This is a genomic window from Stenotrophomonas sp. CASM114 (assembly GCF_049384325.1).
Taxonomy (GTDB): Bacteria; Pseudomonadota; Gammaproteobacteria; order Xanthomonadales; family Xanthomonadaceae; genus Stenotrophomonas; species Stenotrophomonas muris.
This window is the reverse complement of sequence record NZ_JBMRGJ010000001.1, coordinates 201,461-216,244: the sequence shown is the minus strand read 5'-3', so window position 1 is coordinate 216,244 and position 14,784 is coordinate 201,461. Positions and strand designations below refer to the sequence as shown.

Here is a 14,784-nt window from a genome sequence, read left to right as displayed (position 1 = left end):
GCGCCTGCACCGGGGCAATGCTTTTACTGGTGCGGGCTTCGCCGGTAGCTGCGCGGGCTGACCCCTACCGCGCGCCGGAAGCTCTTTTCGAAGTGGCTCAGGTCACCGAAGCCGACCTGCAGTGCGACATCGGTAATGCGCAGGCGCTGCCCATCCCGCAGCAGCTGCTTGGCGTGCTCGATGCGCAGTTGCTGCAGCAGCAGCTTGAACGTCGTGCCCAGCTCGCTGCGGAACAGGAATCCCAGGTGTGACTGGCTCACATGGGCCTGACGGGCAAGGTCGCCCAGCGTGAGCGGCTCTGCGGCGTGGTCCTTCAGGTAGGCCAGGGCGCGCTTCAGGCCGTCGTGCAGGCCTTCATGCGCTGCCCGCGGTGTATCCGGCTGCGCGGGCGCAGGACCGACGGTCTGCTCAACCGCGGGCAGTCGTTGCGGGGCGCGCCCGGCATCGCTGGAAACGTGGCCTGCAGCCAGATCCGGCGCGTGGCGTGCAAGATCCTCACGACGGATGCATCGGCCACCGGTCATCACCGCCAGCCGGACCACCACCCGCTCCATTTCCAGCAGATTGCCGGGCCAGTCGTGCGCGCACAGGGCTTCCAGCACATCGTCGCCCAGCACGCGGGGATTGAATCCATGCAGCTCCAGCGAACGCGCCGCCAGCGCGCCGATGTCCTCCACCCGTTCGCGCAGCGGTGGAATATCCACGGTCAGGAACTCCAGCCCGGCCAGCAGGGCGCGCGAGAACTGCTTCTCTCTCACCCGTTGTTCCAGGTCCGCGCTGGTCGACGCGATCACCCGTATCGGGCCGGCCGCCAGCGCTTCAGCATGAGCGGCAGGCAGCCCACGCATGCGATGTGACAGCTGCCCCTGCAGCGGCACCGGCAGTTCGTCGACTTCGTGGAAGTACAGCGTCCCGCCCTGTGCGCGCGCGAACCAGTCGCTGGCTTCGCCCAGCGGGTGAACACAGTTCACTTCCACAAACGGGCCCTGCCGGGAAGGGCCGCCACTGTGCAGGGCGGCGGCCAGCTCCATCTTCTCGGTACCAAACTCGCCGCGCAGCAGGACCGGCAACGGGCTGGCCGCCGCGCGCTCCACGAATTCATCCATCTGCTTCAGCGCCTCGCCGGCGCCGACCAGCAACAGCGGCCGGCTCAATGCCTGTTCGGCCCAGGCCTTGGCTTCGTAGCGCTTGATCAGATGCGCGCAACGCTGGGCAAACTGCTCCCCCAGCGCCAGGGCACTGCCATCCAGCCGGCCCTTCTCGCCTTCCAGGTGCAGCTCACCCAGCACCTCGCCGCCATAGCGGATGGGAACCCGCTGCAAGGAAACCTCTTGCCCGGACGCAGCTGGCAACCCCGCAGCTGCCCCTGCCACCGCACCACGCAACCGCACTTGGCCACCCCGCATCACCTTGTGCTGGGACAGCTCCTTCACGAACGCGCCCAGCAGTTCGGGCAATGACGGATAGGGCCGATAAGCGCGCTGCAGCATCTCACTGACTTGCCTGTGCATCGAAACTCCCCTTTGGAATGGCGACCCGATGCATCTGCAACGGGCGATCTCGCGATGCAGGCCCTCCGGCATCATCGCGGGATGCTGCGACGTCCACGCCGCATGCCGTACCCGCTGGTCGCACCGCTGGTGCCGTGCACGCTGCCCGCTCCCGCAGTGCCGGGAACTGCCATCGCTGCTGGAGGTCGGCAAGGCGGACGTCGTCCAGGCCGGGGTCGTGCGCCACAGGGCGGCACTGCCTGTGACGCGGCGCTCCCTGTGTTCCGGCCATCGCGTCCCTGGATTATGGGAATCGAGTTTCCAGAAAATAAGCATGATAATGACGTGAATATCCGCGCCGGATATTTGTCGCCCGCGTTTCCGTGCGCCGCGCACCGCAAAGCAGGTGAAGGCAAGGCGCCGGGATTCCATCCACGCTGATGATCAACGCGTCTGAGCGAACCAGGGGCGGGCACGTATGCGCCGCCGTGACGGCTGCACCGCCTGCTCGCCCAGGCCCGCAGGCCACCGCGCCTGCCTGCCGCGGCGCCGCCCCCGATCAATGACCCATCGACCAGCAGAAGATTGCGCACCACGCACGCGTGGCATGCCTTCCGCTGCACCCGGCCTGTCGGCATACTCGCGCTCCCGACCGCAGCGCGATCAAGGAGATCGACCGCATGGACCGCACCCCGCCACCCGTGCCCCCCAGGAACTACCTGATGTGGGCCATCCTGAGCATCATCGCCGGCTTCTGGCCGTTCGGCATCGTCGCCACCGTCTACGCCAACCGCAGCACGTCATTGGTCGCCAGCGGCCAGATCGGCGCGGCCACCGAGGCTTCGCGCAAGGCGCTGCGCTGGATGATCGCCTCCTTCGTCACCCTGCCACTGTGCCTGGCACTGATGATCGGCTATGCCCTGATCGCGCGCGGCATGGCCTGAAAGCCTGCCGTCGCCGTCGCGCCATGATGAATGGCAGGCGCGCGCGGCGGTGGCGGCGGCCCATCCCGCTCCTCTATAGTCAGTCCAGCTCGGCAGGCATGGTGCCTGCCCTCGAATCACAGGGAGTTGGACATGGGTCTGGTACAGGCGGTGAAGGGTGCGGTGGGTGGTGTGCTGGCCGACCAGTGGAAGGACTTCTACACCGTGCCCACGGGCCTGCCCTCGACGGCGGCCCTGTTCGCGGCGGTACCGCGCGGCACCAATGCCGGCCGCGGCTCCAATACCAGCGGCTCGTCCAACATCATCACCAACGGCTCGAAGATCATCGTGCCGGAGGGCTACGGCCTGCTGCTGTTCCAGGACGGCGCGATCACCGCGTTCGTCGCCGAACCGGGTGGCTACGAGTGGCGTTCGGATGATCTGAACTCGCAGTCGATCTTCGCCGGCGACGGCCTGGTCAGCACGTTCATCAAGCAGAGCTGGGAGCGCTTCAAGTTCGGCGGCCAGCCGGGTTCGCAGCAGGCGGCGTATTTCGTGTCGCTGAAGGAACTGCCGGACAACCGCTTCGGTACCCAGTCGGAAATCTACTGGGACGACGGCTTCCTCAACACCCAGGTGGGTGCGGTCACGCGCGGCTCCTACACGCTGAAGATCGTCGACCCGATCCTGTTCGTGAAGAACTTCGTGCCGGCCAGCTACCTGCAGCCGGGCCAGGTGTTCGACTTCACCGACCTGGACAACGCCGCCGCCAGCCAGCTGTTCAATGAAGTGGTCGGTTCGCTGGCCCCGGCCTTCAGCCTGTACACGAACGACCCGGGCAAGGGCAACCGCATCACCAAGCTGCAGCAGGATTCGCTGGGCTTTGCACAGAGCCTGTCTGCCGCCGTCGAGCAGGGCTACCAGTGGAAGTCCGACCGCGGCCTGGCCATCGTCAAGACCGCCATCGTCTCGATCGAGTACGACGCCAACACCCGCGAACTGCTGAAGACCGTGCAGCGCGCCGATGCCCTGTCGGGTTCGCGCGGCAATTCCAACCTGCAGGCCAGCGTCGCCCAGGGCATCCAGTCCGCCGGCGAGAACGGCGGAGCGGCTGGCCTGGTCGGTGTCGGCATGGCCTCGGGCATGTTCGGTGTCGGCGGCATGCAGCAGCCGGTCGCCCCGGCTGCCGACGACCCGGTGGCCAAGCTGAAGAAGGCCAAGGAAATGCTGGATCTGGGCCTGATCACCCAGGGCGACTATGACGCCCTGAAGGCCAAGGCACTGGGCCTGTAACAGCGGGACGCACAACGAACATGTCCGATCCCCGAAACGGCCCGCCGCCGCTGCCCGGATCCGCGCCCGCGACGCCGCCGCCCTTGCCGGCGGCGTCGTTGGATGGGCCCGGTTCGCCGCAGGACGTCCCTCCCCTGCCCGGCAGCTTCCCGCTGGACACCTCGAAACTGCCACAGGCCATCCGTGATGAAGTGGAAGCGCCCGACCCGGTGGCCATCGATACGTCGGCCAGCGAGCTGAAGGACGGCCTCAACCGCTGCCCGAAGTGCGGTGCCACCGACATCCGGCCCAAGGCCGGCACCGACATCCTGGTCTGCCTGTACTGCCGTCACGAATGGCATGGCGCACGCGTCGAGGAAGAGTTCGGCCTGGGCGAGGCCATCGACCAGCTGCGCGGTACGGTCATTGCCTCTGGCGCACGTGACATCGACGCCGACACCTCGGCACTGATGACGTTCAAATGCACCGGGTGCGGCGCTGAAGTCACGGTCAATACCGAGAGTACGATGACGGCGCGCTGCCACTGGTGCCGCCATGTGTTCGGCGTCAACGAGCAGATCGCCAACGGCGCGGTGCCCGATGCAGTGCTGCCCTTCCATATCAGGAAGGACGATGCGGTCGCGCGCATCCGCCAGTTCGTCGACAAGCGCCGCATGTTCGCGCTGAAGGCATTCAAGGACCAGTTCACCCCGGAAAACGTGGTGGGCGTGTTCCTGCCCTACATGATCGTCGACAGCAATGTCAGCGCGGCCGTGGCCGGCAAGGGTGAGATCCAGACCCGGCAGTACACCGTGGGCAGCGAGAAGAACAAGCGCACCCTGTACGACGCCGATGTCTACCAGGTCGAGCGCCAGGTCGACTTCACGGTCGATGACCTGCCACTGGAATCCTCCGCCGAGCGCGGGAATCTCGATACCCGCGCCAATACGAACAACATCATCAACACCATCCTGCCGTTCGATACCAAGAACGCGGTGAAATGGAACGCCTCGTACCTGGCCGGCTTCACCTCCGAAAAGCGCAACCTGGATGTGGAAAAGCTGCGGCCGCGGCTGGAAGACCAGCTGCTGTCGATCGCCCGCGCACAGGTGGAAGGTTCGGTGAAGCGCTACAACCGTGGCGTGCGCTGGGAACAGGAGCAGCTGGAGGTGCATGGCACCCGCTGGGTGTCGATGTACCTGCCGGTGTGGTTGTACTCCTACCACCAGCCCGGCAAGAACGGCGGCATGCTGCACTACATCGCGGTGAACGGCCGTACCGGCGAAACCATGGGCAGCGTGCCCGTGCAGCAATGGAAGATGCTGCTGGCGGCACTGGCCACCGGCACCGTCATTGAAGCCCTCGCAATTGCCTTCCTGGTGGCATCGACATGAGCGACGACAGTGGCCTCTGGCTGTTGGCGGCAGGTCCGGCCGGCGCAACCGCGCTGTACTGGGCGCTGTACCGCTATTACCGCAACACCGACAAATCGCACTCCTTCGAGCACGAGACCGCCATCGAGGCCAAGCCGGTCACCGGCTCGGACCAGCAGGTAGGCCGGGTTACCGGCACCGAGGAAAAGCGTATCCGCGGTGACAATGTGTATGAGTACCGGAAACGGGTGGTGCGGGTAAAGCCCGACCCGTAGCGCCAGGCTCCGCCTGGCTGCGGGTAGTGCCGGCCGCTGGCCGGCATTCCTTCGGTTCCTGGGCGCCAAGAGGGAGCCGGCCAGCGGCCGGCACTACCCTTCGCTGGGCTGCCCCAGCGCACACCCTCACACCGTCTCCCGCCCCACCGGTTCGATACTCGCGCGGTCCACCCTTCCGAGGATGCTGCAATGGCTGCCGTGCTCGCCCGTACCTGCCTGTCCGCGCTGTGCTGCCTGGCCCTGCCCGCCCTGGCCCAGGACGCCTCGTTCGGCTTCGGCGAACAGACCACCCACACCGACCAGACCACGCAATCCAGCAGCACCCAGACCCAGAGCAGTGGCGCGGTGACCACCCAGACCACCACCAGCGGGAGCTCGCAGTCCGGGTCACGCAGCGAAAGCAAAGAGATCGACGTGGGCTTCGGTTTCCACGACGACAACGACGACTGGGGCCACGACCGCCACCGTGGCGGCCGCGATGTGCGCGACAGCGATCTGTTCGGCAGCTGGACGCCGGGCCAGGAGAACGGCAACACCTGCTCCATCGAGCTGAAGAACATCGAGTGGTTCGGCGGCTACAGTGCCTACGTGCCCGCCGGCTGCCCGGATGGCTTCTTCTCGGCCAACCGTTGGGTACTGTCGGGCAACCAGCTGCTGCTCACCGACACCAGCAACACCGTGTTCGGGCGCTTCCGCGCGTCAGGCGGTGGGCGCTGGACGGGCTACCGTGAATCGGATGGGGCGCGTTTGTACCTCAATCCCAAGGGGCACTGATCGCGCCGTGCACGCAATGGGCACGCGCTGATCGGGAAGATCAGGCGTCCGCCCCGCCCCGCCGCCGAAATGTCCGCTCCCACCGGTTCCCGTCTGGTCATCTATGCCGCCCTCGCGGGCAACCTGGCCATTGCCATCGCCAAGTTCATCGCTGCCGGCATCTCCGGCAGCTCGGCCATGCTCAGCGAGGGCGTGCATTCGCTGGTCGACACATTGAATGAACTCCTGCTGCTGTACGGGCTGCGCCGTGCCGGCAAGGCGCCAGACCCGGTACATCCATTCGGCTATGGCCGCGAGCTGTACTTCTGGAGCTTCATCGTCGCCCTGCTGGTGTTCGCCGCTGGCGCCGGCGTCTCGGCGTACGAGGGCATCCAGCACATCCGCCGGCCGGAGCCGGCTACCAACCACGCGTTGAGCTACAGCGTGCTGGGCATTTCCATCCTGTTCGAGGGGGCCTCCTGGTGGGTGGCGCTGCGCGAGTTCCGGCGTACCAAAGGCAGACTGGGCTACTTCGAAGCCTTCCGCCGCAGCAAGGATCCTTCCACCTTCACCGTACTGCTGGAAGACAGCGCTGCGTTGCTCGGGCTGGGCTTCGCGTTGATCGGCCTGGTGGCCGCGCAGGTGCTGGATATGCCGGTGCTTGATGGTGTGGCGTCGCTGTGCATCGCCGGCGTGCTGGCCGCAACCGCCTTCCTCCTGGCCCGTGAAACCAAGGGCTTGCTGGTTGGAGAGCCTGCCCACCCTGCGGTGGCCGAGCGGATCATGGCGGTGGCCGAAACCGATCCGGACCTGCGTCGCGCGAACGGCGTGACCACCATGCAGATGGGACCGGAACAGGTCGTGGCCATGCTCAGCGCCGAGTTCGAGGACGATCGGCAGACCCCACAGATTGAAGCCTGCATCACCCGCATCGAAACGGCGGTAAAGCGCGAGTATCCGGAGCTGGTGGCACTGTTCATCAAGCCGCAGACGCCCGAGGTCTACGCCGCCCGGCGCGCCACGCTGGCGGCACCGCCCGCGCCGGAATGACGCTGCGTCTGCGCCCGTTTCACCAGTCCAATGCCACAGTGCCACCAACATCTGCCCGAGCCTGCCTCTACCGTGCCGGATTGGTTGCCCGCCTCTCTTCAGATCCTCCCGCGCAGTTTCTACCGGCGCCCGCCCGTCGAGGTTGCGCCCGAGCTGCTCAACAAACTTCTGGTCCGTGACGATGGCCGAACGGGTCGCATCGTTGAAGTCGAAGCGTACGCGGGCAGCGTCGATCCGGCGGCGCACTCCTATCGCGGGCAGACGCCGCGCACGGCCAGCATGTTCGGTGAGGCCGGCCACCTGTATGTCTACTTCACCTACGGCATGCACTGGGGCAGCAACGTGGTCTGCGGAGAGGTCGGTGAAGGCGTGGCGGTGCTGCTGCGGGCCGTCGAGCCGCTGGCGGGCCTTGAGCGCATGCACGAGTTGCGCCCCGCCGCGCGCCGGGATAACGATCTGGCCAGCGGCCCCGGCAAGCTCTCGCAGGCATTCGGGCTGGACCGCAGTTTCGACGGCGCCGACCTGGTGACTGGCAGCCATGGCATCGTGATCGCAAGCGATGGGACCCCACCTCCGTCCGACCCGGTAATTGGTCCACGCATCGGCATCACCCGCGCTGTCGATTTCCCTTGGCGCTGGCACATCCGTGACAATCGTCACGTATCGATTCAGCCACGTCGTACTGCCGCCCCTGCGAGGAAACGATGATGACCCCGCTCGACAAACCACTGCGACGCGAATTGGACATCGATGGCCGGCCCCATACCCTCACCGTGGACCCCGAAGGCCTCAAGCTGGTCGAAAAGGGGCGACGCAAGGGCATCACGCTACGCTGGCAGGACCTGGTATCCGGCGATGCCGCACTGGCCACCGCCCTGCAGGCATCGCTCCAGCAACACTGAGCGGGCGCGGCACCTCACATCGGCATCACTCCGCCATGGCGATACATAACGCCGTGCGCACTAGCGTAGCGCCAGCCAGCCGCCGCAACCGCCCTCGCCACCCAGCCCTGAAAAGCGCCATGGACGAAGCCGAACGTCTGCTCGAAATCGACCGACTGCACCTGCTGGATACGCCCCCTGAGCCGGTGTTCGATGCCATCGTCGCCGCCGCCCGCGCCGCGACCGGCATGACCATGGGGCTGATCACCGTGGTGGCCGAAGACCGGCAGTGGTTCAAGGCCAATATCGGGCTGGAGGGCGTCACCGGAACGGCCCGCGAGATCTCCTTCTGCACGCATGCGATCCGCCACGACGAGCTGTTCGAGATACCCGACGCGCGCCAGGACCCTCGCTTCTCGACCAATCCCCTGGTGACCGCCGGGCCGCGCATCCGGCATTACGCCGGCATCCCGCTGGGCTCGGCCCATGGTGCACGCATTGGCACGCTGTGCCTGCTCGACCCGATGCCCGGCGTGCTGTCCCCCTCCCAGCGCGAACTGATGGTGCATCTGGCGCGGGTCACCACCCAGGTGCTGGAACAGCGCAGTACCCTGATGGCGCAGGTTGGCCAGGCGAAAGCGCTGCATCGCGAGCTGAAACGCAGCGAAGACTTCCTGGAGCGGACCAACCGCGCCGCCCGGGTGGGCGGCTGGGAGATGGACCTGGTCACCAACGAAGTGCGCTGGACCCGCGAGACCAAGCAGTTGCACGGCGTGCGCAGCAACTTTGAACCGACGCTCGACACCGCGCTGTCGTTCTATCGCGAAGACAGCCGCAACATCATCCGCGCGGCCGTGCAGCGTTGCATCGACGAAGGCACGTCCTGGGAGGTGCAGCTGCCAATGACCACCGCCGACGGGCGCGCGATCTGGACCCGGGTGGTCGGCAGCCGGCAACAGGTCGACGGCCATCCGCGTCTGGTCGGGGCGATCCAGGACATCACGGACGAGCGAGCCGCGCTCGACGCGCTGGAAGCGAGCGAGACCCGCTACCGGCGGCTGTTCCACTACAGCCTGGGCCTGATCTGCACCCACACGCTGGACGGGACATTGACCTCGGTGAATCCCGCGGCGGTGCAGTCGCTGGGCTTCGAGGAAAGCCAGATGGTCGGGCGCAGCCTGTGCGACCTGATGCCACCGGAAAAACGCGAGGGCTTCAAGGCCTACCTCGCTCGGATCCAGGCAAACCACACCGACGCTGGCGTGATCGAGCTGATTGCCGCCGACGGTACGCGCCACTACTGGGCGTACCACAACGTGCTCGACAGCGAGGCCAGCCCGCCCTACGTGCTGGGGCATGCACAGGACGTCACCGCGCTGAGGATGCAGGAGCAGCAGCTGCGCGAAATGTCCTTCAAGGATCCGCTCACGCAGTGCTACAACCGGCGTTACCTGCACCGGCTGGATGAACTGATTGATGAGCGCTGGGCCTGCGTGATGTTCGATCTGGACCACTTCAAGCACATCAACGACACCCAGGGCCACCGCCGCGGCGACGCCGTCCTGGTCGAGTTCGCCACCTTCCTGCGCTCGCCGCTGGGCAAGGAGGAGACGGTGGTGCGGCTGGGCGGCGACGAATTCATGGTGGTACTGGTCGCGCCCGCGGATGGCCGGTTGAGCGAACTGGAGCACTGGTACCAGGACCACGCTGCGCTGTCGCCCAGCGCATTCTCGATGGGTGCAGCCATCAACACGGCCGGTGAGCCCGTGGCCGACACCATCCAGAAGGCCGACAGCCGCCTCTACCGGACCCGCGCGCGCGTGCGTCGGGAGCGACGCGAAGACCCTGCCGCGCGTTGATCAAGCCCGCACCGTCACCCAAGCCGGCGCGTGGTCGCTGGCCTTTTCCTGCAGCCGCACCCAACGGTCGACGCCCGCATCCTTCAGTCGCTCCGCCAGTACGGGATTCAACAGCAGATGATCGATGCGCAGCCCACGGTCGCGCTCGGCGTGCTGGCGGAAATAGTCCCAGAAGGTATAGATCGTGGCATCGCCGTGCACCTTCCGCAGCGCATCGGTCCAGCCCTGCGCGAGCAGCCGCTCGAAGGCATCGCGAACCTCGGGCTGGAACAGCGCATCGCGCCGCCAGGCCTTGGGATCATAGACATCGGCGTCTGTGGGAATCACGTTGAAATCACCCAGCAGCAGCGCCGGGTGCGGCAGCTCGACCAGGCTGCGCGCATGCCGGATCAGGCGCTCCATCCAGCGCAGCTTGTAGTCGAACCTGGGCCCGGGCTGCGGGTTGCCGTTGGGCAGGTAGAGGGCACCCACGATGACCCCGTGCACCGCCGCCTCCAGGTAGCGGCTCTGCGTGTCGCTGGGCTCGCCGGGCAATCGGCGGCGGCTCTCGACCGGCGTGGTCCCGCGAGCCAGCAACGCCACGCCGTTCCAGCGCGCCTCACCTTGCCAGAGCGCACCGTACCCAGCCTCCTCCAATGACGCAGCCGGAAACGCGGCGTCGGTCGCCTTCAGTTCCTGCAGGGCAACCACGTCCGGCGATTCCCTGTGCAGCCAGTCCAGCAGCTGTGGCAGGCGCGTGCCGATGCCGTTGACGTTGAACGTGGCAATACGAAGCGTCTTGCGTCGGGCCATGCAGGAAGCCTCCTCGGTGCCGGGAATGAGCATTCACTCTGCGCGCCCGGGCATGCACGGGCCGTGGATGCCACGTCATGATGCGGTGCCATTCGTTTCACGAACCGCTGCCACGCGCGACAGCAGGCTGGTCATCCGTGAACAGTGCCGGAGAAGCCCATGGCGGTGCGTCCGCTGCGCGCCATCTACCAGATCGACCCCTACCTGTTCCGCGACAGCGACGGCCGCGGCTGGGGCACGCTGGATGGCATCACGGAAAAGCTGGACTACCTGCAGTGGCTTGGCATCAGCCATGTCTGGCTGCTGCCGTTCTACTGCAACGCCGGCCGCGATGGTGGCTACGATGTCACCGATCACTACCGTATCGATCCACGCCTGGGCGACCAGGCCGCGTTCCAGCGCCTGGTCGATGCCGCCGACGCACGTGGCATCGGCATCATCGTCGAACTGGTGATGCAGCACACCGCCAGCGCGCACCCGTGGTTCGTCGCCGCGCAGCAGGGTGACCCGGCCTGGCGCCGCTGGTACCTGTGGAGCGACCACATGCCTGACGACGGCCTGCAGCCGATGTTCCCGCCGATCGAGGCCTCTGTCTGGACATGGGATGCCGAGGCCGACGCGTTCAACCGGCACATGTTCTACCGGCACGAGCCAGACCTCGACCTGGCCCATGCGCCGGTACGCGAGGAACTGCTGCAGGTAATGACGTTCTGGCTGCAGCGCGGCGTGGCCGGCTTCCGCGTCGACGCGGTCCCGTACATGGTCGAGCGCGCGCGCCACGCGGACCCGCGCGACGACGGGCTGTGGCTGCTGGAGGCGATGCGCGCCACGGCAGACGCGCAGCAACCAGGGCTGCCACTGATCGGCGAAGCGGATGTCCGCGCGTCCCACTACGGTGACTTCCTGTGCCACGGGCGGCGGCTTTCGCACCTGCTGGATTTCCACCTCAACAATCACTTCTTCCTGGCACTGGCACGCGGCGATGCCAGCGAAGTGGCCCGGGTCATGGCCGAATACGGCCCGCACGCGCCGCCGGACACACGCATTGCCTGGCTGCGCAACAATGATGAACTGGACCTGGAGCAGCTGGAGCCGGATGAGCGCGAAGCGGTGATGGAACGCTTCGCTCCTGAGCGTGGCATGCGCATCTATGGCCGTGGCATCCGCCGCCGGCTGGCACCGATGCTGGAGGGCGACATCGCATGGCAGGCCATGGCCTGGGCGGCGCTGCTGTCGCTGGGCCAGGTGCCGGTGATCCGCTATGGCGAAGAGATCGGCCTCGGTGATTGCCTAGAACTGCCCGAACGCAATGCCGTGCGCATGCCGATGCACTGGCATAACGGCCCAGGGGCTGGGTTCACCGACGAACCGCGGCATGCCTGGCGCGCGCCACCGGCAGACGGCCCCTACGGTTACCGCACGGTGAACGTCGAGGCGCAACGCGCGACGCCAGGTTCACTGCTGCTGCGGGTGCGCGAGCTGCTGCAGCAGCGCAATGCACATTCCGTGCTGCAGCAGGGTCCTCACACGCTCGACCCACCCTCACCTGCGCTGCTGATGCTCCGCTACGGTGAGGCACCTCCTCAGGCACTGGCACTGATCAACTTCGGCGACGAGCCGGTCGAGGTGGACGTGCCCCTGCGCGGCCCGCTGAACACGCTGGTGGGCCACGGCGCCAAACTGCAGGGTCGCCGCTGTTACCTGCAGGGCCATGGCTATGCATGGCTGGCTGCCGAGGGTGCCTGAGTGCGCAGCGCAGGCAGTACGTGTTCGGCGAAGTCGTCGATGAAGCGTTCCTGCTCGCGGTTCACGTTGTGCAGGTAGATGCGATCGAACCCCAGTCCCTGCAGCTCCTGCAGCCAGGCCCGATGCTGGCCCAGGTCTGCCGAGACATGCACGTGCTGGCGCACCACCTCGGCGCTGACCGATCGGGCCTGTGCTTCGAACTGTTCGGGCTGGTCCAGGCCTTCGGCCAGTTCCGGCGACAGCACGTTGGCACTCCACTGCTCCATCGCACCTTCCAGCGCCGCCTGTTCGGCGCGCGCGTAGGAGAGCTTGGCCTGCAGGTACATCGGCTTGCCCCTGCCACCGCCTTCCTCGAACGCCGCCACCACACGCCGCAACTGCGCCAGCGGTTGGCTGATGGTGATCAGGCCATCGGCCCAGCCCCCCATCCAGCGTGCGGTTTCCTCGGTGACGGCCGCCCCCAGCAGCGGCAGGGGAAGCGCCGGTCGGCTGTACAGGCGTGCCTTGCGCACCTGGAAGCCACCGTCGTGGTCGACCTGCTCGCCACCCCACAGCCGCCGCATCACCTCGGCCGCATCGCGCAGTGCCTTCTGCCGCTCGCGCTTGGCTGGCCATGGCTGGCCGGTGATGCGCTCGTTCAGGGCTTCGCCGGTACCCAGCGCCAGCCAGATCCGGCCCGGCGCCAACTGCTCCAGCGTCGCCGCTGCCTGTGCCACCAATGCCGGGTGCTGGCGCAGCATCGGGCAGGTCACCATGCCCAGGGTCAATGCGCTCTGCACCGCCAGCGCGCCGGCCCATACCCAGCTGTGGCCGGACTGCCCTTGCGCGCTCGTCCACGGGTGGAAATGGTCCGAGCACATCAAAGCCTCGAATCCCGCCTGTTCGGCGCGCAGCGCCAGGCCCAGCAAGGTGGCGGGCGGGAACTGCTCATGCGATGCGTGGTAGCCGATGGTCATCACGGATTCCGTGCGGGGACTGGACACGATGGCAACACCCCTCCAGCTAAAACGGCGTCATGGAAACGAACACCTCCTGCATCGGGCATCGACGCTGGGCTATCGCCGAAGGCTACATTCCAGCCTGGAGCAACGGCCCGTCGCCGGAGATGCAGAGTCACGAAACCTGCTGCGTCCTCAATGCGGGCAACGAGGACGCGCATGTCACGCTGACCCTCTACTTCGAGGACCGCGATCCTGTCGGTCCCTACCGGATCACCGTGCCAGCACGACGCACCTGCCACCTGCGCTTCAACGACCTGCAGGATCCGGCGCCGGTACCACGCGGCACCGGCTTCGCCACCCTCATCGAATCCGACCAGCCGATCATCGTGCAGCACACGCGGCTGGATTCACGGCAGCCGGCCAACAGCATCATGACCACGATCGCCCATCCGTTGTGAAGCACCGTGCGCAGTCGTCCACGCTGCCACGACACCGCGCCCTCCGGCCGTTTACCCGCTCCGAGCGAGACTGCCGCCAGGTTCCCTTTCGGAGAGTGACGATGGCCCTGCCCGACTACCCACGTCCGCCCTTCCCGGCGCAGCAGCAATCCTTCCCCGGCAAGACCGCGCAGATGCAGCCGCGGCCGGACCACGGCGAGGACAGCTACCGCGGCCATGGCCTGCTGCAGGGCAAGAAGGCACTGATCACCGGCGGTGACAGCGGCATCGGCGCAGCGGTGGCCATCGCTTTCGCGCGCGAGGGTGCCGACGTCGCCATCGCCTTTCTTGATGGCGAGCAGGACGACGCCCGCCATGTGCAGCAGCAGATCGAACAGGCCGGGCGCAAGGCCGTGCTGGTACCCTGTGACATCAGCGACCCGGCGCAGGCGCGCTCGCTCGTCGACCGCGTGGCCAGCGAGCTGGACGGTCTCGACATCCTGGTCAACAACGCGGCCTACCAGCGCTACTACGAGCACTTCGACGACATCACCCTGGATGACTGGAAGCGGACGTTCGATACCAATGTCCATGCCGTGTTCAATCTGACGCGGTTGTGCGTGCCACACCTGCGCGGTGGCGGCGCGATCATCAACACCGCATCGGTCAATTCGAAGCGACCGACCCCGAACATCCTTCCGTACTCTGCGACCAAGGGCGCCGTCGCCAACCTGACGCTGGGGCTGGCGGGCCTGCTGGCCGAGCACCAGATACGCGTCAACGCCGTGCTGCCCGGCCCGATCTGGACACCGTTCATTCCGGCAGGCATGGCCGCCGAAGAGGTCGAGCAATTCGGCTCGCAGACGCCGTTCGGCCGACCCGGGCAGCCCGCGGAACTGGCCTCGGCCTACGTGATGCTGGCTTCGGACAGCGCCAGTTATACCTCCGGTGCCTTGCTGACCATCTCCGGCGGCGCGGCAACGCTGTGACCG

The 14,784-nt window shown here is 66.9% G+C and carries 15 protein-coding genes; 12 read left to right on the top strand and 3 right to left on the bottom strand.

What is annotated here, in order from left to right; all coding sequences use genetic code 11:
• Positions 1–23: 23 nt before the first annotated feature.
• On the bottom strand, positions 24–1,511 hold the full coding sequence (locus VG566_RS00960) for a helix-turn-helix domain-containing protein (RefSeq protein WP_423172608.1): 1,488 nt from the start codon (positions 1,509–1,511) through the stop codon (positions 24–26).
• A gap of 659 nt (positions 1,512–2,170) precedes the next feature.
• Between VG566_RS00960 and VG566_RS00955 the strand changes: the two genes are divergently transcribed.
• From VG566_RS00955 to VG566_RS00915, 9 genes are all read left to right on the top strand, one after another.
• Positions 2,171–2,434, top strand: coding sequence for a CD225/dispanin family protein (locus VG566_RS00955; protein WP_032956532.1), 264 nt, complete (start codon positions 2,171–2,173; stop codon positions 2,432–2,434).
• Positions 2,435–2,566: 132 nt separating this feature from the next.
• Positions 2,567–3,706, top strand: coding sequence for an SPFH domain-containing protein (locus tag VG566_RS00950; protein WP_014647262.1), 1,140 nt, complete (start codon positions 2,567–2,569; stop codon positions 3,704–3,706).
• 20 nt (positions 3,707–3,726) lie between these two features.
• Positions 3,727–5,079, top strand: a complete 1,353-nt coding sequence (locus VG566_RS00945) for a membrane protein (protein WP_032956535.1) — start codon at positions 3,727–3,729, stop codon at positions 5,077–5,079.
• Positions 5,076–5,333 carry a hypothetical protein gene (locus tag VG566_RS00940; protein WP_014647264.1) on the top strand — a complete coding sequence of 86 codons (258 nt, stop codon included), beginning with the start codon at positions 5,076–5,078 and terminating at the stop codon, positions 5,331–5,333. Before VG566_RS00945 ends, VG566_RS00940 begins: the two co-directional genes overlap by 4 nt.
• Before the next feature lie 189 nt (positions 5,334–5,522).
• Positions 5,523–6,107 (top strand): AprI/Inh family metalloprotease inhibitor, encoded by a 585-nt coding sequence (locus VG566_RS00935; RefSeq protein WP_241883915.1) that lies wholly within the window; start codon positions 5,523–5,525, stop codon positions 6,105–6,107.
• A gap of 69 nt (positions 6,108–6,176) precedes the next feature.
• Positions 6,177–7,136, top strand: a complete 960-nt coding sequence (locus VG566_RS00930; protein ID WP_053495012.1) for a cation diffusion facilitator family transporter — start codon at positions 6,177–6,179, stop codon at positions 7,134–7,136.
• A 72-nt stretch (positions 7,137–7,208) separates the two neighbouring features.
• Complete coding sequence (locus tag VG566_RS00925) at positions 7,209–7,844, top strand: DNA-3-methyladenine glycosylase (protein ID WP_197557060.1); 636 nt, start codon at positions 7,209–7,211, stop codon at positions 7,842–7,844.
• Positions 7,844–8,038: a hypothetical protein gene (locus tag VG566_RS00920; protein WP_014647268.1), complete on the top strand. Its 195-nt coding sequence runs from the start codon at positions 7,844–7,846 to the stop codon at positions 8,036–8,038. The genes VG566_RS00925 and VG566_RS00920 overlap by 1 nt, the downstream gene beginning before the upstream one ends.
• A gap of 119 nt (positions 8,039–8,157) precedes the next feature.
• Entirely contained in the window at positions 8,158–9,876 is a 1,719-nt protein-coding gene (locus VG566_RS00915; RefSeq protein ID WP_164109344.1) for a PAS domain S-box protein, read from the top strand.
• Here VG566_RS00915 and xth read toward each other — a convergent pair whose 3' ends face one another.
• On the bottom strand, positions 9,877–10,668 hold the full coding sequence (xth, locus tag VG566_RS00910) for an exodeoxyribonuclease III (protein ID WP_241883916.1): 792 nt from the start codon (positions 10,666–10,668) through the stop codon (positions 9,877–9,879).
• 159 nt (positions 10,669–10,827) lie between these two features.
• On the opposite strand from xth, the gene VG566_RS00905 reads away from it, so the two are divergent.
• Positions 10,828–12,414: an alpha-amylase family glycosyl hydrolase gene (locus VG566_RS00905; protein WP_241883917.1), complete on the top strand. Its 1,587-nt coding sequence runs from the start codon at positions 10,828–10,830 to the stop codon at positions 12,412–12,414.
• Here the strand turns inward: VG566_RS00905 and VG566_RS00900 are convergent.
• Entirely contained in the window at positions 12,384–13,370 is a 987-nt protein-coding gene (locus VG566_RS00900; RefSeq protein ID WP_423172688.1) for a TIGR03885 family FMN-dependent LLM class oxidoreductase, read from the bottom strand. The genes VG566_RS00905 and VG566_RS00900 overlap by 31 nt on opposite strands.
• Before the next feature lie 59 nt (positions 13,371–13,429).
• Here VG566_RS00900 and VG566_RS00895 point away from each other — a divergent pair, with 59 nt between their 5' ends.
• Positions 13,430–13,813: a sensory rhodopsin transducer gene (locus VG566_RS00895; RefSeq protein WP_014647273.1), complete on the top strand. Its 384-nt coding sequence runs from the start codon at positions 13,430–13,432 to the stop codon at positions 13,811–13,813.
• A 101-nt stretch (positions 13,814–13,914) separates the two neighbouring features.
• Positions 13,915–14,781, top strand: a complete 867-nt coding sequence (locus VG566_RS00890) for a glucose 1-dehydrogenase (protein WP_012480369.1) — start codon at positions 13,915–13,917, stop codon at positions 14,779–14,781.
• Positions 14,782–14,784: the final 3 nt, after the last annotated feature.

Coding starts and splice junctions, on each gene's coding strand:
- VG566_RS00935 (WP_241883915.1), top strand. CDS start 5,523: ATGGCTGCCGTGCTCGCCCGTACCTGCCTGTCCGCGCTGTGCTGCCTG.
- VG566_RS00895 (WP_014647273.1), top strand. CDS start 13,430: ATGGAAACGAACACCTCCTGCATCGGGCATCGACGCTGGGCTATCGCC.
- VG566_RS00915 (WP_164109344.1), top strand. CDS start 8,158: ATGGACGAAGCCGAACGTCTGCTCGAAATCGACCGACTGCACCTGCTG.
- xth (WP_241883916.1), bottom strand. CDS start 10,668: ATGGCCCGACGCAAGACGCTTCGTATTGCCACGTTCAACGTCAACGGC.
- VG566_RS00905 (WP_241883917.1), top strand. CDS start 10,828: ATGGCGGTGCGTCCGCTGCGCGCCATCTACCAGATCGACCCCTACCTG.
- VG566_RS00945 (WP_032956535.1), top strand. CDS start 3,727: ATGTCCGATCCCCGAAACGGCCCGCCGCCGCTGCCCGGATCCGCGCCC.
- VG566_RS00940 (WP_014647264.1), top strand. CDS start 5,076: ATGAGCGACGACAGTGGCCTCTGGCTGTTGGCGGCAGGTCCGGCCGGC.
- VG566_RS00920 (WP_014647268.1), top strand. CDS start 7,844: ATGACCCCGCTCGACAAACCACTGCGACGCGAATTGGACATCGATGGC.
- VG566_RS00900 (WP_423172688.1), bottom strand. CDS start 13,370: ATGACCATCGGCTACCACGCATCGCATGAGCAGTTCCCGCCCGCCACC.
- VG566_RS00890 (WP_012480369.1), top strand. CDS start 13,915: ATGGCCCTGCCCGACTACCCACGTCCGCCCTTCCCGGCGCAGCAGCAA.
- VG566_RS00955 (WP_032956532.1), top strand. CDS start 2,171: ATGGACCGCACCCCGCCACCCGTGCCCCCCAGGAACTACCTGATGTGG.
- VG566_RS00930 (WP_053495012.1), top strand. CDS start 6,177: ATGTCCGCTCCCACCGGTTCCCGTCTGGTCATCTATGCCGCCCTCGCG.
- VG566_RS00950 (WP_014647262.1), top strand. CDS start 2,567: ATGGGTCTGGTACAGGCGGTGAAGGGTGCGGTGGGTGGTGTGCTGGCC.
- VG566_RS00960 (WP_423172608.1), bottom strand. CDS start 1,511: ATGCACAGGCAAGTCAGTGAGATGCTGCAGCGCGCTTATCGGCCCTAT.